This window comes from Streptomyces hoynatensis (genome assembly GCF_003626535.1).
Lineage (GTDB): Bacteria > Actinomycetota > Actinomycetes > Streptomycetales > Streptomycetaceae > Streptomyces > Streptomyces hoynatensis.
Genome location: NZ_RBAL01000001.1, coordinates 702,063 through 717,812 on the forward strand (window position 1 = coordinate 702,063; position 15,750 = coordinate 717,812).

Sequence of the window (15,750 nt, forward strand, 5' to 3'; positions counted from 1 at the left end):
GGGCGGAACTCAGCCGCGCAGCCTGGCGGCCAGGTAGGCGTCCACGGTCTGCAGCCGCCCGCCGGGCAGCGGCGCGACGCGGTCCCACCAGTGGATCGCGGCGATCTCGGGCGTGGGCCGGAACGGCAGCCGGTGGCCGGCCTCGGCCTCGTACAGGGCGCCGTGCAGGGTCGGCCTGCCGGGCAGCGCGGTCGCGGTGAAGCCGGCGAACCGCAGCGCCCCGGGCTCCAGGCGCTGGGCCGACTCCTCGCGCAGCTCGCGGACGGCGGCCTCGCGGGGCGTCTCGCCCGGCTCGACGCCGCCGCCGGGCAACTCCCAGCAGTCGCGCTCGCGTTCCCTGACCATCAGCAGGTGGTCCCCGTGCCACAGCGCCACCAGGACGTAGCGCACCGGGGCGCCGGGGCGGGGGGAGTCCTCGGGCAGGCCGGGGGAGAAGGAGAGCAGTTCCATGCCGCGCGGGCCGCGGGCGAGCGGCGCGCCCGGCCGGTCCTGGCCGGTGGAGGGGAGGCCGGAAAGGCCGGGGGAATCGGTCACAGTCCCGAGCCTAGAGCGGAGAACTCCGCCCAGATCGTCTTGCCCTCGCTCGTCTGCCGGGTGCCCCAGCGCTGGGTCAGCTGCGCCACGATGAACAGGCCGCGCCCGTTCTCGTCGAGGGTGCGGGCCCGGCGCAGGTGCGGGGTGGTGCTGCTGCCGTCGGAGACCTCGCAGATCAGCGAGTTCTCCCGGATCACGCGCAGCCGGATCGGGCCTCCCGCGTGGCGGATCGCGTTGGTCACCAGCTCGCTGACGATCAGCTCGGTGGAGAAGGCCGCCTCCGGCAGGCCCCAGTCGGCCAGCTGCCGGTTCACCAGCTCCCTGGCCCGGCCCACGGCCGTCGGATCGGAGGGGACGTCCCAGACGCCCACGTGGGAGGCGTCGAGCGCGTGGGTGCGGGCGAGCAGCAGCGCCACGTCGTCCTTGGGCCTGAGCCTGGAGTCGCCGTCCAGCATCTCCCGCAGCACCGCGTCGCAGGTCGCCTCCAGGGAACTCCCCGGCCGGGCGAGGACGTTCCGCAGCTCGTCCATGGCCAGGTCCAGGTCGTGGCCGCCCGCCTCGATGAGGCCGTTGGTGTAGAGGGCGAGCAGGCTGTTCTCCGGCAGCCTCAACTCGGTGGCCTCGAAGGGCAGTCCACCCACGCCGAGCGGGGGCCCGGCCGGCAGGCCGATGAACTCCACGCTGCCGTCCGGCCGCACCAGCGCGGGCTCCGGGTGCCCGGCGCGGGCGAGGGAGCACATGCGGGAGACCGGATCGTAGACCGCGTACAGGCAGGTGGCGCCGGCGTCGGCGAACTGGCCCTCGCCCGGCTCGCCGCCGTCCCCGCGCCCGGTCTCGGCGCGCAGCCTGATCAGCACGTCGTCGAGGTGGGTGAGCAGTTCGTCGGGGGGCAGGTCGATGTCGGCCAGGGTGCGCACCGCGGCGCGCAGCCGCCCCATCGTGGCGGAGGCGTACAGGCCGTGCCCCACCACGTCCCCGACCACCAGCGCCACCCGGGCGCCGGAGAGCTGGATGACGTCGAACCAGTCGCCGCCCACCCCGAGGCCGGTGTCGGCGGGCAGGTAGCGGGTGGCGACGTCCACCGCCGCCTGCTCGGGCAGCCGCCTCGGCAGCAGGCTCCGTTGCAGGGTGAGCGAGGTGTGGTGCTCGTGGGTGTACCTGCGGGCGTTGTCCACGCAGACCGCGGCGCGCGCGCCGATCTCCTCGGCGAGCAGCAGATCGTCGGCGTCGAAGGGCTCGGGGCGGTGACTGCGCAGGAAGACCGCCACGCCGAGGGTCGCGCCGCGGGCCCGCAGGGGGACGGCGATGCCGGAGTGGTAGTCGTGGCGGCGGGCGGCCGGCTCCCGCGCCTTCGCCCGCCCCCGGCCCTTGCGCCGCCCCTCCGGCCGCCGCCCGGCGGCCCCCGCTTCTGCGGCCTCCGGTGCCGTGCCCTCCGCTTCTGCGGCCTCCGGTGCCGTGCCCTCCCCGGGAGGCTCCTCGGCACGGTCCGCGCCGGGGCCGTCGGCGCCCTCCTCCGCCGGCCGTCCTGCGCCGCCGGGCGGGGCGTCGTCCCGGCCCGCGTCGTCCCCGCCCGCGTCGTCCCCGCCAACGCCGTCCCGGCCGGGGGCGGCCGCGTCCGGCCGGCCGGGGGCCGGCTCGCCTCGTTGCGGCCCGCGCCTTACGGCGGGGGCGAGGAAGCGGGCTTCGGCCGGGTCGGCGCCCAGCCAGCTCGCCGCCTCGGAGGCACTCTGGATGCCGGCCCGCGCCGCCTTGCCCGTGGCCAGGCAGCGGCCCGGCACCGAGCCCGGCTCGTAGGTGTCCGTGCCGCCGGGCTCGAAGGTCTCCACCCCGTCGCCCTCGTCCACCGTGCGCCCCGCCACCCGGCGCACCGTGACCGGGCCGCGCGGCCGTTCCTCCGCGGGCTCCTCCCCGTGCAGCACCGGATCGAAGAGGTCGACCACCGCGGTGTCGGCGAACCTGGGCACCGCGGCCTCCACCAGCTCCCGCGCCGTGCGGTCCACGTCCAGGGTCGAGCCCACGTGGGTACTGGCCACGCTGAGCAGGGTCAGCCGCTCGCGGGCCACCATCAGGCCGCTGATCCGCCGCTCCCGGCCCAGCCTGACCCGTCCCACCACGAGGCTCAGCGCGCAGGCGACCGTGACCAGGGCCACCGCGAGCAGCCGGTGCCACACGGCGATGTCCCTGGCCAGGAAGCCGTAGGCGACGAGCGTGGTCAGCACGGTGGCCCCGCAGACGAGCAGCGTCTGCCTGAAGGTGAGCAGCGCCCCGCCGACCAGCGGCGCCAGCAGCGTCCAGCCGACGAGCCTGAGGGCGCCCTGCGAGATCAGGCTCTGCACGACCCCGAGCAGTACCACCCAGGTCAGAAGCAGGGCGAAGAAGCCGATCCTGCCGCCCAGGCGAAGGGGAGCCACCGAGCGCACCTCCCGGCCGGGTAGACGGGGGCTGTCCTGCCAGCCCTCTGCTCAACCGTAACCGCGGGACCCCGGCTCGGCGACGCGGAGCGCGCGCCGCCCGCCGTGGCCCGCGCGCCACCCGCAGCCGCCCGCGTGCCGCGCCGTTGCCCGCGTGCCGCGCCGCGCCGGGGCCCGAAGGCCCCGGGCGCCCGGCCCCCGGAACGGGCCGCCGGCTCAGGCGCCGTCCTCGCCTTCCGCGCCGGCCGCCTCCTTGGCGGCGCGGGAGAGCGCCAGGTCGTTGGAGGTGGAGAAGTACAGGCGCAGGCGCGGGCCGGGCGAGGGCAGGACGTCGATCTTCTTCCGGTCGGGAATGTCGCCGCCGATCCTGCCCAGGGGCACCAGGGCGCCGTCGGGCAGGCAGAGCCGCAGGTCCCACCGGCCCTCGTCGGGGACGTCGGCCTGCCGCAGGACCAGCGAGAAGAGGCCGGGCGCGGCCAGCGGGCGCACCGCAAGGCCGATCTCCCCGTCGGTCTGCCCGCGCGGCGCGGCCACCGCCCTCACCCGTTCGGGCGCGGGCGGCTCCGTGGTGAGCAGGGCGGCGGTGATCCGCACCTCCTCGCTGCCCACCACCACGTCGGCCACCTCGGCGTGGGCCGGGCGCAGCCAGGTGCGCAGCGAGAGGTTGCCGTGGGCGGTCACGTAGGGAATCCACGCCGACACGCCCCGCTCGTCCACGGTGGGTGGCGTGCCGACCAGGGCGGCCCGCTCCACCAGCCGCGCGCCCACCCGCTTCGGCTTCGCCCCGGCGAACACGTCCCAGCGGCCCTCCTCCAGGGTGAGCGAGGCCCGCGAGAGGGTGGCCGTGCCGTCCTTCCCGACGGGCACCCTGACCTCCCGGCCCCGCGGGTCCTGCCGCAGCCGCAGCCGCAGCTCGCCGGCGGGCGGCAGCGCCGAGACGGTCAGCCCCCCGTCCGCGGTGCAGGCGACGCGCGCCAGGGGCCGCGCGGCCGGACGCGGCCGCTGCGCCGGCGGGGCCTGCCGGGTCCCGCGCGGCCTGCCGCCGCCCACCAGCCGGCGCAGCCCGCGCAGGCCCCGCAGCCCGGCCAGGCCGCCGGCCCCCGGCCTGCCCCGGCCCTCGCCGCGGGGGCCGGAGCGCGGGCGCGGCCGGTCGGCGAGCAGCGCGGCGAACAGCTCCTCGTAGCGGCGCGCGATCGTCTCCGGCCGGTATCTGGCGGCGCTCCGCAGCCCGGCGGCGCCCATGCGCCGCCGCAGCGCCGGGTCGGCCATCAGCCGCCGCAGCGCGTCGGCGAACGCCTCGCTGCCGCCGTCGAGGGGCGTCAGCAGGCCGTCCTCGCCCTCGGTCAGGATCTCCCGCGGCCCGTGCGGGCAGTCGGTGGAGACGACCGGAACCCCGCAGGCCATCGCCTCGACGAGGGTCAGCCCGAACGACTCGACGTCGGAGGAGACCGCCGCGATCGCGCCCTTCACCCACTCCGCCTCGATCGGCGAGGCGGCGCCCATCAGCCGGGCCCGGTCGTACAGGCCGTGCTCCTCGATCCGCCGGCGCAGCGCATCCTTGACCGGGCCGCGGCCGTAGATCCGCAGGTCCCACTCGGGGAACTCGGGGGCGACCTTGGCGAAGGCGTCGATCAGGCGGTCGTAGCGCTTCACGGGGACCAGCCGGCCGGCGGCCACGATCGTCGTCGAGTCGCCGGTCGCGGGGGCGACCGCGGGGGTGGGCGAGCAGTTCGGAATGCACAGCACCCGGGTGGCCGCGGCGGGGAGGGCGTCCCGGTAGGCGGCGGCGTCCGCCTCGGACACCGGCACGAACGCGTCGAGCACGGCGGCGGCGGGCAGTTGGAGGGCGCGCACCGGCTGCTTGCGCGCCCGGAGCGTCAGGTGCTCCTGGCCGATCCTGAGGTGGCGCCGCGGGTCGCCGAACCGGGCCAGGTAGGCGTTCAGCGTGGGCCTGGTGGAGATCACCACCTCGGCGTCGGTCCCGGCCAGGTACTCCGCCACCAGGCGGTCGCTGAGCAGCGAGGGCGGGGTGGAGCCGAAGTCCATCCGCGCCTGGGCGAAGAGCTCGCTCGGCCGCGCGCCCGCGGGCGGCAGGGCCACCCCCTCGCGCAGGTCGATCAGCGGCTCCACGGTGACATCCGGGTGAAAACCGAGGCTCGGCACGTCACGATGCCGGTAGAGACTGGCGACCCGCACCTCGTGCCCGCGCGCGGCCAGCGCGGCCGAAAGATTACCGACCGACCTGATTGTCCCCCCGATGCCGTAGGCGTTGTTCAGCAGAAAAACGATCTTCAAGGCAGGCCCCCCAGCGGCTCCGTGTCCCGGCGCTTCCCCAGGCCAAAACGGGGGAAGTCGCTGTGAGGTGGACCAATGAGGCGCCCGCACGGTTGTAGGGGGTGCACGCGGAGTGATCTTGCCCACGGCGTCCCCGCATTCCTTCGCTCCTTCCACACCCCTTCCGGGTGCCCCCTCGCCTCCCGCGCCTCCCCTGCCGCGCCTGTGGGGAAGGTGAAGTGATCCGCGGGAAAGGTGAAGTGAAGGTGAATCAGCAGCGCGCGCGGGAATGGGCGTGCCCGGCTTCCGTCCGCGGCCGGGGCGACCGCCCGCCCACGTCGTGGGGCCGGCTCAGAAGCGGCCGTCTGAGGTGAGCCCGAGGTGCGCGGAAAGGGCCGCGCGCCCCGCCTCGGTGAGCCGCACGGCGCGCCCCGTGCCGCGCCGCGCGACCCAGCCCGCCTCGAAGGCGTGCCGGCACAGCGCGGCGCCCACCGCGCCCGCCAGGTGCGGACGGCGTTCGGTCCAGTCGAGGCAGGCGCGGGTGGGCGGGCGGCGCCCGCCGGGCCGCGGGGCCAGGCCGAGTTCGGCGAGCCAGGCCGCGCCGCGCGGGGTGAGGCGGAGATCGTGCGCGCCGTCCAGCAGGCCCCTGGCGGTCATCGCGTCGGTGAGGGCGACGCCGAGGGCGCCCGCCAGGTGGTCGTAGCAGGTCCGGCCCGCCGCCAGCGCCCTGCGGCGGCCTGCGGCCGACAGGGAGCGCGGCGGGGCGGCGGCCGGCGCCAGCGCGGCGAGGCTCTCCACGACCGCGGCCACCTCGGGACCGGCCAGCCGCACGTAGCGGTGCCGCCCCTGGCGCACCTCGCTCAGCAGCCCGCCGTCCACCAGCGCGTTCAGGTGCTCGGTGGCCGTCGAGGGGGCCACCCCGGCCAGCCTGGCCAGTTCGGTCGGCGTCCACGCACGGCCGTCGAGCAGCGCCAGGCAGAACCCGGCGCGGGTGTCGTTGGCCAGCAGCGCCGCGAGGGCGGCGAGGTCCCGATCGGCCTCCCGCCCGGCGCGCTGGGCCCCGGTCTGCCGGGTCTCCGCCGTGCCTCGCATACCCCCAGCATGACGCGCCGGCGTTTCGGCCCGCGCCGAAGCGTTCCCCGCCGGGACCGGGGCGGGCCCGGCGGGTCCGTACGCTGGGAGGGGCCGGTCCCGCGCGCGGGACCGCGAACGGCGCGCCCGGATCCCCCGGGCGAGGGACTTCGAGGTGGCTGAACGTGACCGACGCGACCAACCCGACACAGGCGGCGCCTGCCGCGCACGCGACGGATGTGGCGGATGTGGCGGATGTCCCGGATGCGGCGGATCGAGGGCGGGGCGCGGGCGCCGGGGCCCGGGGAGAGGGCGGGGCGGCCAGGCGGCGCGTTCCCCTGCTCCTCGCGGTGGCGGGCCTGGCCTACGCGATCGACCTTGGCACCAAGCTGGCCGTGGTCGCCCGGCTCGAACACCACGCCCCGGTCGGGCTGATCGGCTCGTGGATGGAGCTGCGGGTGATGCGGAACTCCGGCGCGGCCTTCGGCATCGGCGGGGCGACGACCCTCGTGTTCACGGTGATCGCCATCGGCGTGGCCGCGGTGATCTTCCGCCTGGCGCGCCGGCTCTACAGCAGGCCGTGGGCGCTCGCGCTCGGGCTGCTGCTCGGCGGCGCGCTGGGCAACCTCACCGACCGCCTCTTCCGCGCCCCGGGCGACCTGCAGGGGGCGGTCGTCGACTTCATCGCCGTCCGCGGGTTCAGCGTGATGAACCTCGCCGACTGGGCGATCGTCTGCGGCGGGGCGCTGATCGTGCTCTTCTCCTTCTGCGGCTGGGAACTCGACGGCACCACCCGCGGCGGGGCGACCCCGGCGGGGGCCGCCCCGGTCCCCGGCCCCCGCGCGGAGGCGGGGCCCGCGCGGCCGGGCGACGGCCGCGGCCCGGGGGCCTGAGCCGCCGGCCCCGCCGCTGCGGCGGGCGCGGCACCCGCCGGGGCCCGCGCGGGCGCGATCCTTCGGCGCCGGCCGAACTGCCGGGCGCCTAGCGTCCCCGGGTATGGAACACGTCGCGATACGGCCCCCCATCCTGTACTTCGGCACCCCCGTGGTGCTGCTGAGCACGGAGAACGAGGACGGCTCGGCGAACCTCGCGCCCATGTCCTCGGCCTGGGCGCTGGGGCAGGTGGTGGTGCTCGGGCTCGGCCCCGGGGGCCAGACCGCCCGCAACCTGCGCAGCCGCCCCGAGCTCGTGATCAACCTCCCCGCGCCCGGGCAGTGGCGGGCGGTGGAACGGCTCGCGCCGCTGACCGGCGCCGACCCGGTGCCCCCGCACAAGACGTGGGCCAGGTTCGAGCGGGACAAGTTCGGCGCGGCCGGGCTGCGCCCCGAGCCCTCCGTGCTCGTGCGGCCCCCGCGGGTGGCGGGCTGCCCGCTGCAGTTGGAGGCCAGGGCCGAGGCGGTCAGGCCGGACGCGGCGGGCGATTTCGTGATCGTCGAGGCGCGGGTGCTCCGGGTGCACGCGGACCCGCGGATCGTGGTCGGGGACACCCAGCACGTGGACCCGGCGGCCTGGCGGCCCCTCGTCTACAACTTCCGCCACTACTTCACCCTCGGCCCCGAACTCGGCGCCTCCTTCCGCACCGAGACCCCGGGCCGCGCCGCCCGGCCGCCGCGCCCCGAGGGGCCCACGGCCCGGCCGGAGCCGGCCGGGGAGGCGGCGCAGGAACGCGGCCGGCCGGCGCGCTGACGGGCGCGCTGACCGGCACCCCGGCCGGCACCCAGGCCGGCGCGCGGCGCCGCCGGGAAAGGCCTTACCGGCCGGGGGCGGCCGTGGACTGGCGGGCCATCAGCTCGGTGGGGAAGGTGGTGACGCCGCCGGGCGGCGGGGTCTCGCGGCCGAGGACCAGCCGCCCGGCGCGGGCCGCGGCGTCGTGCAGCGGCAGGCGCACCGTGGTGAGGGCGGGCGTGGCGTCCACCGCGAAGGGCAGGTCGTCGAAGCCGGTGACCGACACGTCCTCGGGAATGCGCAGCCCCCGGTCGCGCAGCGCCGCGCAGACGCCGAGTGCCACGGTGTCGTTCGCCGCCAGGATGGCCGTCAACCCCGGGTCGCGCCGCAGCAGTTCGAGCGCACCGTCGTAGCCGGCCGCGCGGTCGTAGGCGCCCTGCACCGTCAGCCGCTCGGCGTCCCCCGCCAGGCCGGCCGCGGAAAGCGCCTCGCGGTGCCCCTCCAGCCGGTGCCTGGTCGTGGTGCGGCCGGCGGGGCCCGCCAGGTAGCCCAGGCGGCGGTGGCCGAGGGAGAGCAGGTGCTCGGTCAGGCGGCGGGCGCCGCCGCGGTTGTCGAAGGTGACGGTCAGGGGCCCCGGCTCGGGCAGCGGGGGGCGCCCGCAGAGCACGACCTGCGCCCCCGCCGCCTCAAGGCGCCGCAGGCGCGCGCCGAGGGCCTCGGCGTGCCCCGGGTCCTCGACGGCGCCGCCGGTGAGGACCACCCCGGCGGCGCGCTGGCGCTGGAGGAGGGTGAGGTAGGTCAGCTCGCGCTCGGGGAGGCCCCCGGTGTTGCAGACGATGGCCATCTTGTGCCCGGCCCCGTCGGGCCCCGGGCCGATCTCGGACTGCACCGCGCTCGCCATGATCCCGAAGAAGGGGTCGGCGATGTCGTTGACCAGCACCCCGACCAGGTCGGAGCTGGCCGCGGCCAGGGCGCTGGCCGGGCCGTTCACCACGTACTCCAGCTCGTCGACGGCCCGCAGCACGCGGCTGCGGGTGGAGCCGGCCACCGGGTAGTTCCCGTTGAGCACCCGGGAGACGGTCGCCGCGGACACCCCCGCGCGGGCCGCCACGTCCGCCAGCGTCACTGACATGCCTTCGCTCCCACACTTGTCCTTCCCCGTGGGGAGAGGTTAGCTTCTGTCGATGTAGAAAGCGCTTACTTGCCCAGGAGGCACAGCCCATGACCACACGCAGGACCGTCAGGATCGCCATGAACGGGGTCACGGGACGAATGGGGTACCGGCAGCACCTCGTCCGTTCGATCCTGGCCATCCGCGAGCAGGGCGGCGTCGACCTGGGCGACGGCACGGCGATCTGGCCAGAGCCGGTGCTGCTCGGCCGCCGCGAGCACGCCCTGCGCGAGATCGCGGAGCGGCACGGCCTGCCCGCGGAATCGGTCTCCACCGACCTCGACGCCGTCCTGGGCGACGACTCGGTCGACATCTACTTCGACTCCCAGATCACCGCCGCCCGCGAGGAGGCGCTGACCAAGGCCATCGCGGCCGGCAAGCACCTCTACACCGAGAAGCCCACCGCGGGCGACCTTCAGGGCGCGCTGCGGCTGGCCAGGCTCGCCAACGAGGCCGGGATCAAGACCGGCGTCGTGCAGGACAAGCTGTTCCTGCCCGGCCTGCTCAAGCTGCGGCGGCTGGTGGAGGGCGGCTTCTTCGGCCGCATCCTCTCGGTGCGCGGCGAGTTCGGCTACTGGGTCTTCGAGGGCGACTGGCAGGCCGCCCAGCGCCCCTCCTGGAACTACCGCACCGAGGACGGCGGCGGCATCGTGCGCGACATGTTCCCGCACTGGGAGTACGTGCTGCACGGGCTGTTCGGCCGGGTGGAGAGCGTGCAGGCGCTCGCCGTCACCCACATCCCCGAGCGCTGGGACGAGCAGGGCAAGCCCTACCAGGCCACGGCGGACGACGCGGCCTACGGCATCTTCGAGCTCGCCGGCGGCACCGTCGCCCAGATCAACTCCTCCTGGGCGGTCCGGGTCAACCGCGACGAGCTGGTCGAGTTCCAGGTCGACGGCACCGAGGGCTCGGCCGTCGCCGGCCTGCGCACGTGCCGCGTCCAGCACCGCTCCGCCACCCCGAAGCCGGTGTGGAACCCGGACATCCCGGCCACCGAGGTCTTCCGCGAGCAGTGGCAGGAGGTCCCGGACAACGGTGAGTTCGACAACGGCTTCAAGGCGCAGTGGGAGCTGTTCCTGCGGCACGTCGTGGCGGACGAGCCCTACGACAAGGACCTGCTGGCCGGCGCCAGGGGCGTGCAGGTCGGCGAGCTCGGGCTGCGTTCCTCGGCCGAGGGCCGCAGGCTGCCCGTGCCCGAGCTGAGCCTGTGACCCCGCGAGGCACCCACCGCCGAGGAGAGGAGCGAGCCACCCCATGATCCGACTGCCCGACAGCCAGGGCCGGTTGCGCGACTACCAGCCCCGCGCCGAGCCCGCCGACCACCCGCCGGGCGAGGGGCCGCTCGCCGCGCGCGTCGTCTACTCGGCCGCCCACGTGGTCGCCGACCCCTTCGCCGACACCACCCCGGACGGCCCGGCCGCCGTCGACTGGGAGGCCACCCTCGCCTTCCGCCGCCACCTGTGGGCGCACGGCCTCGGCGTGGCCGAGGCGATGGACACCGCCCAGCGCGGCATGGGCCTGGACTGGGGCGGGGCGGCGGAGCTGATCCGCCGCTCCGGCGCGGAGGCGAAGGCCGTCGGCGGGCGCATCGCCTGCGGCGTGGGCACCGACCAGCTCGCGCCGGGCACCGCCTCGCTCGCCGCCGTGTGGGCCGCGTACGAGGAGCAGCTGGCCGTCGTCGAGGAGACGGGCGCGCAGGCCATCCTCATGGCCTCCCGCGCGCTTGCCGCCGCGGCCCGCGGCCCCGAGGACTACCTGGAGGTCTACGGGCACCTGCTGCGGCAGGCCGCGGAGCCGGTCATCCTGCACTGGCTCGGGCCGATGTTCGACCCGGCGCTCGAAGGCTACTGGGGCAGCGCCGACCTGGACGCGGCCACCGGCACCTTCCTGCAGATCATCGCCGCCGACCCGGCCAAGGTGGACGGCGTCAAGGTCTCCCTCCTCGACGCGCGCCGCGAGGTGGAGCTGCGCCGCCGCCTCCCGGCGGGGGTCCGCTGCTACACGGGCGACGACTTCCACTACCCGGAGCTGATCGCCGGGGACGAGCAGGGCTTCAGCCACGCCCTGCTCGGCATCTTCGACCCGCTCGGCCCGCTCGCCGCGCACGCGGTGCGGACGCTGGACGCGGGCGAGGGGGGCGAGAAGGAGAACACGGCCGGCTTCCGGGCGGTGCTCGACCCCACCGTCCCGCTGTCCAGGCACCTCTTCCAGGCGCCGACCCGCTTCTACAAGACCGGCGTGGTCTTCCTGGCCTGGCTGGCCGGGCACCAGGAGCACTTCGCGATGGTGGGCGGCCTGCAGTCCGCGCGCTCGCTGCCGCACCTGGCCCGCGCCTACGAACTGGCCGACGGGCTCGGCCTGTTCCCGGACCCCGGCCTGGCCGAGTCCAGGATGAGGCACCTGCTCGCGGTGAACGGGGTGACGGCGTGACGCACGAGGACCTGCGGGACTTCTCGCTCAACCAGATGACCGTCAGGCAGCTCTCGCTGCCCGAGCTGGTCAATGGCCTGCTGGCGGCCGGGGTGCCGGGCGTCGGGCTGTGGCGGGAGCCGGTGGCGGAGTTCGGCCTGCAGGCCGCGGCCCGGCTGGTCCGCGAGGCCGGCCTCACCGTCACCTCGCTGTGCCGGGGCGGCTTCTTCACCGCGATCGACCCGGCCGAGCGGGCCCGCGCCCTCGCGGACAACCGCGCGGCCATCGACGAGGCGGCCACCCTGGGCACCGACACGCTGGTCCTGGTCTCCGGCGGCCTGCCGCCGGGCAGCCGCGACCTGGCCGGGGCCCGCGAGCGGATCGCCGACGCCCTGGGCGAACTCGCCCCCTACGCGGCCGAACGCGGCGTGCGGCTGGCGATCGAGGCGCTGCACCCGATGTACGCGGCCGACCGCTGCGTGGTCTCCACCCTGGCGCAGGCCCTGGACCTGGCGGAGCGCTTCCCGGCCGAGCAGGTCGGCGTCGTCGTGGACACCTACCACCTGTGGTGGGACGACGCCGTCGCCGAGGGGATACGGCGGGCGGGGGCCGGCGGGCGCATCCACGCCTTCCAGTTCGCCGACTGGGTCACCCCGCTGCCGGCCGGGGTGCTCAACGGCCGCGGCCAACTCGGCGACGGATCGGTCGACTTCCGCTGGTTCAGGTCGCAGGTCGAGGCGGCGGGCTACCGCGGCCCGGTGGAGGTCGAGCTGTTCAACGACGGGCTGTGGGCGCGCGAAGGACACGAGGTGCTGAGGGAGACGGTGGCCCGCTACCGCGCGCACGGGCGCTGACCCGCGCCCCCCTGAACGCCGCCCCGTCCCGGGTGAAGCCGCCCCGGGTCGGGGCGGCTTCATGCCGCGGGCGGGCGCCCCGTCACTCGACGGAGCCGGTGCCCAGGACGTGGAGCCGGATGCGGTCCAGGGTGGCGTCCTCCAGGCAGCCCTCCAGGCGGTGCTCGTCGTGGGCGGAGAGCGAGGGGTGCACGGTGGCGGCGTACAGGCCCTCGTCGAGGCGGGTCATCCCGGCCTGGCCCAGCGGGACCGAGGTGGCGTCCCGGCAGCGTTCCCACAGCTGGCGCGCGGCCAGCGCGGAGCGCTCGGCCGTGACGCCGTGGCCCTCGACGGTGAAGAGCAGCGAGGTGGCGGTCGCCTCGCCGTGCTCGGGCGGCGCCGTCTCCGTCAGCTCGGCGAGCCCGGCGACGAGCAGCGCGCACAGGAGCGCGGCGGTCAGCCAGGCCAGGCCGCGCAGCCCGCCGCGGGTGGAGCCTGGGCCAGCGAGGGCCGGGCGCGGCGGCAGGTCCCGCGCCCCGGCCAGGTAGCCGCCGGGCGGCGCGGCGAGCACCGCGAACCTGCGGGCCAGGCGGCGTCCCGCGGCGGGACGGGCCGTGGCCCCCGCCGCCCGCTCGACCAGCCAGGCGAGGCCGGAGAGCGCCGCGCCCGTGGCCATCAGCACGGGGACGAAGACGTGGCTGTGGTGTTCCCACTCCAGCGCCTCCGTGCCGCGTTCGAGCCAGGAGAACCGCGGGCCGCCCGCGGCGGTCCGCGCCTCCTCGCCCGCCGGGGCGCCCTCGGCGCCGCGCAGGGCGGCGAGGATCTCCCGCTGCCTGGCGTCGCCCTCGCCGAGCCGCCGCTCCAGGCGGGCCAGCCGGTCGAGGACGGCGAGGGAGAGCAGCAGTACCTCGACGACGAGGAGCAGCACGCCGCAGACGATCGTGCGCTGCCACTGCCACCGGTAGAGGTAGACGACCAGGAAGCAGGCCGCCCCGAGCGCGGCGGCCCCGCCGAGGAGGTAGGCGGCGGACCTGGCGCCCCTCATCGGGCCCGCACCTCCCCGGTGGCGCCGTCGACGAGCAGGGGGGTGCCCGGCGGGAAGCGGTCCACGGCCCCGGGCACGCCGGTGACGGCCGCCAGCCCCGACTCCCGGGCGAGGAGGGCCAGGTGCGACAGCGGGCTCCCGGTCTGCGCGACCAGCCCGGTCAGCCCCGGCAGCAGGGGGGCGAGGCCGGGATCGAGGGTGCGGACCACCAGCACGGCCCCGGGCGGCGGCGGCCCCGCCCCGTCCCAGGCCAGGCCGTGGACGCGCCCGCCGGAGACGGGCCGGCCGGCGCCGGCGGCCCGGCCGCCGCGCCGCGGCTCGGGCACGGGGGTGCCGTCCGCGGCCAGGCGGAACGCGTCGGGCGGCGGCGGGCCCTGCGGGGGCGGCGTCCGCCGGTTCGCCCCGGCCGGCCGCCGCCCGCCCTCGGCGAGGGCGAGCAGCTCCTCCCACCGCAGCAGGGCGAGCGGTTCGGGACCCGGGTGGCGGGCCGCCAGCTCCCGCACCAGCGCCGCCTGGAACTCCTGCACCCACCGCACGCGCAGCCGCAGCGCCTCCCGGAGCGGCAGGCCCGCCAGGGCGGCCGCGATCTCCTGCCACCCGGCCGCCGAATCCGGGTCCGTGTCCGGGATCGCGCGAGGGGCCGTGTCGGGGACCGCGCCCGGGGCCGTATCCGGGGCCGTATCCGGTATCGCGCCCGAGGTCGTGCCGGGGATCGCGCCCGGGGCCGTGCCGGGGACCGTTTCGGGGACTGAGTCCGGGATCGCGCCAGGGACCGTGCCGGCGGGCCATGCCGCCGGGGGGCGGGGCGGGGTGGTGAGGCTGGGCGGGATCAGGGCCAGCACCTCGGGGTGGCGGGCCGGGATCGCGGCCTCCTCCTCGCCCGCGGCCCGCGCGGCGGCGAGGGCGGCGAGCGCCACCCCGGCGCCGGTCGCCGGGGGAGCGCCCGCCGCGTCCCCCGCCGCCCCCGCGGCGGCTCCCCCGGGGCCGCTCGCGGCCACCCGCGCCGCGGGGGCACGCCGGCGGCGCGGGCGGGCGGCGGCCGGGGCTTCCGGGGGCGCCGGCAGCGCGCCCGCCAGGGCCTCCTGGGCGTGCAGGGGGACCAGGACCGCGCGGCTCCAGCGCAGGGCGGCGGCCAGCGCGGCGGGGGAGAGTTCCCCGGCGGCCGGGGCCGCGGCGAGCTGGGCGTCCACCTCGGCCCGCAGGGCGAGCGCGAGGCCGGGCAGCGCGGCGCGCAGCCGGCCGACGCGCCAGGCCGCGGCCAGGCGGCGCGCCGCCGGAAGCGGGTCGAGGGCGGCGAGCAGCCGGTGGCGCGGCCCGGCGAGGCCGAGCAGCCGCAGGTCCGCCACGGCGCGGCCGGCCACGGTGGTGACGGCGGGCACGCCGCGCAGCGTGCGGGCGCTCGCCGCCCCGCACAGGTGCAGCGCGGCGGCGAGCCCGTGGGCCATCGGCGTCACCCACAGGTCCTCCTCCAGCGGGTGCAGCACCCCGGGGAGGGTCTCCGCCACCGGCCCCGCGCCCAGCAGCCTGGCCCGCCGCGCCGGGCGCGGGGCCCGCGCGGTGATCGGCCGGGACTGGAACAGCCACAGGCGGCCGGTGAGCGCGTCGAAGCCGAACTCGATGTCCTGGGCGCGCCCGAAGAGCCGCCGCGCCCGCCGGGCGAGCGCGGCCAGCCGCCGCAGCTCCCGGCCGGTCAGCAGCCCGGCCGCGGGCGCCCCTCCCACCGGGCGGCCGTGCCGGGTGAGGCGGAAGTCGCTGCCGGTCTCGGCGCCGCCCACCAGGCGGTCCGGCCCGCCGCGCACGGCGCTGACCAGCATCCGGCGGGCGCCGCCCGGCAGCGGATCCGAGGTGAAGAGCACCCCGCCGACCCGCGACCTGACCATGGGCTGCACCAGCACGGCCGGCTCCCGGGCCGAGGAGCCGCGGACCTCCCGCAGCGCGGCGCGGAACTCCTCCCAGCCGCGCACGTCCAGGACGGTGCGGAAACGGCCCGCCATCGAGGAGGTCACGGTGTCCTCGGCGGCCGAGGAGGAGCGCACGGCGAGTGGCCGGGTGCCTTCCGCGCTCAGCTCCCGCCAGGCGGCGTACAACTCGCGTCCGTGCGGGGTCGGTTGAGCGCTGGGCGGCGGCACGACGAAGCCGGGCGGCACCGGCAGCCCCGCCTCGGCGGCCCGGGCGAGCGAGGCCGCCTTGCCGCCGCTGAGTTCCACCCGCCGCGCGCGCGGATCGGCCAGGGCGAGGACGCGCTCCCCGGCCGCGGCCGGCCCCTCCCCGGCGAGCCCGGTTCCTCCGGTGCCCTCGATGTCCTGGATGTCCATCGCCTGCCTCCCGAGTCCCCCT

General features: G+C 77.4%; 12 protein-coding genes. 5 read left to right on the forward strand and 7 right to left on the reverse strand.

The window, feature by feature from the left end:
• Positions 1-9 precede the first annotated feature (9 nt).
• The 4 genes from D7294_RS03070 to D7294_RS03085 all read right to left on the reverse strand — a co-directional run bounded on the left by D7294_RS03070 (position 10) and on the right by D7294_RS03085 (position 6,311).
• Positions 10-534, reverse strand: coding sequence for an NUDIX domain-containing protein (locus D7294_RS03070; RefSeq protein WP_241562048.1), 525 nt, complete (start codon positions 532-534; stop codon positions 10-12).
• The gene (locus D7294_RS03075) at positions 531-2,945 is read right to left on the reverse strand and encodes an ATP-binding SpoIIE family protein phosphatase (protein ID WP_241562049.1); all 2,415 of its coding nucleotides are present in this window, start codon (positions 2,943-2,945) and stop codon (positions 531-533) included. Before D7294_RS03075 ends, D7294_RS03070 begins: the two co-directional genes overlap by 4 nt.
• A gap of 216 nt (positions 2,946-3,161) precedes the next feature.
• Positions 3,162-5,240, reverse strand: coding sequence for a glycosyltransferase family 4 protein (locus D7294_RS03080; RefSeq protein WP_120675064.1), 2,079 nt, complete (start codon positions 5,238-5,240; stop codon positions 3,162-3,164).
• Between the two features lie 330 nt (positions 5,241-5,570).
• Entirely contained in the window at positions 5,571-6,311 is a 741-nt protein-coding gene (locus D7294_RS03085; protein WP_120675066.1) for a helix-turn-helix domain-containing protein, read from the reverse strand.
• 164 nt (positions 6,312-6,475) lie between these two features.
• Here D7294_RS03085 and D7294_RS03090 point away from each other — a divergent pair, with 164 nt between their 5' ends.
• Positions 6,476-7,183: a signal peptidase II gene (locus tag D7294_RS03090; RefSeq protein ID WP_422070642.1), complete on the forward strand. Its 708-nt coding sequence runs from the start codon at positions 6,476-6,478 to the stop codon at positions 7,181-7,183.
• A 103-nt stretch (positions 7,184-7,286) separates the two neighbouring features.
• On the forward strand, positions 7,287-7,976 hold the full coding sequence (locus D7294_RS03095; RefSeq protein ID WP_120675070.1) for a flavin reductase family protein: 690 nt from the start codon (positions 7,287-7,289) through the stop codon (positions 7,974-7,976).
• 64 nt (positions 7,977-8,040) lie between these two features.
• Here the strand turns inward: D7294_RS03095 and D7294_RS03100 are convergent, their stop codons facing one another.
• Positions 8,041-9,087: a LacI family DNA-binding transcriptional regulator gene (locus D7294_RS03100; protein WP_120675072.1), complete on the reverse strand. Its 1,047-nt coding sequence runs from the start codon at positions 9,085-9,087 to the stop codon at positions 8,041-8,043.
• An 89-nt stretch (positions 9,088-9,176) separates the two neighbouring features.
• Here D7294_RS03100 and D7294_RS03105 point away from each other — a divergent pair, with 89 nt between their 5' ends.
• Genes D7294_RS03105 through D7294_RS03115 form a run of 3 tightly spaced genes read left to right on the forward strand, consistent with a single transcriptional unit; the run spans position 9,177 to position 12,389 of the window.
• On the forward strand, positions 9,177-10,337 hold the full coding sequence (locus D7294_RS03105) for a Gfo/Idh/MocA family protein (protein WP_120675074.1): 1,161 nt from the start codon (positions 9,177-9,179) through the stop codon (positions 10,335-10,337).
• Positions 10,338-10,380: 43 nt separating this feature from the next.
• The gene (locus D7294_RS03110; RefSeq protein WP_120675076.1) at positions 10,381-11,556 is read left to right on the forward strand and encodes a dihydrodipicolinate synthase family protein; all 1,176 of its coding nucleotides are present in this window, start codon (positions 10,381-10,383) and stop codon (positions 11,554-11,556) included.
• A 35-nt stretch (positions 11,557-11,591) separates the two neighbouring features.
• The gene (locus D7294_RS03115) at positions 11,592-12,389 is read left to right on the forward strand and encodes a sugar phosphate isomerase/epimerase family protein (protein WP_120675335.1); all 798 of its coding nucleotides are present in this window, start codon (positions 11,592-11,594) and stop codon (positions 12,387-12,389) included.
• Between the two features lie 82 nt (positions 12,390-12,471).
• On the opposite strand, the gene D7294_RS03120 is transcribed toward D7294_RS03115, so the two are convergent.
• Entirely contained in the window at positions 12,472-13,413 is a 942-nt protein-coding gene (locus D7294_RS03120; protein ID WP_120675078.1) for a hypothetical protein, read from the reverse strand.
• Positions 13,410-15,728, reverse strand: a complete 2,319-nt coding sequence (locus D7294_RS33600) for a PEP/pyruvate-binding domain-containing protein (protein ID WP_120675080.1) — start codon at positions 15,726-15,728, stop codon at positions 13,410-13,412. Before D7294_RS33600 ends, D7294_RS03120 begins: the two co-directional genes overlap by 4 nt.
• Positions 15,729-15,750 lie beyond the last annotated feature (22 nt).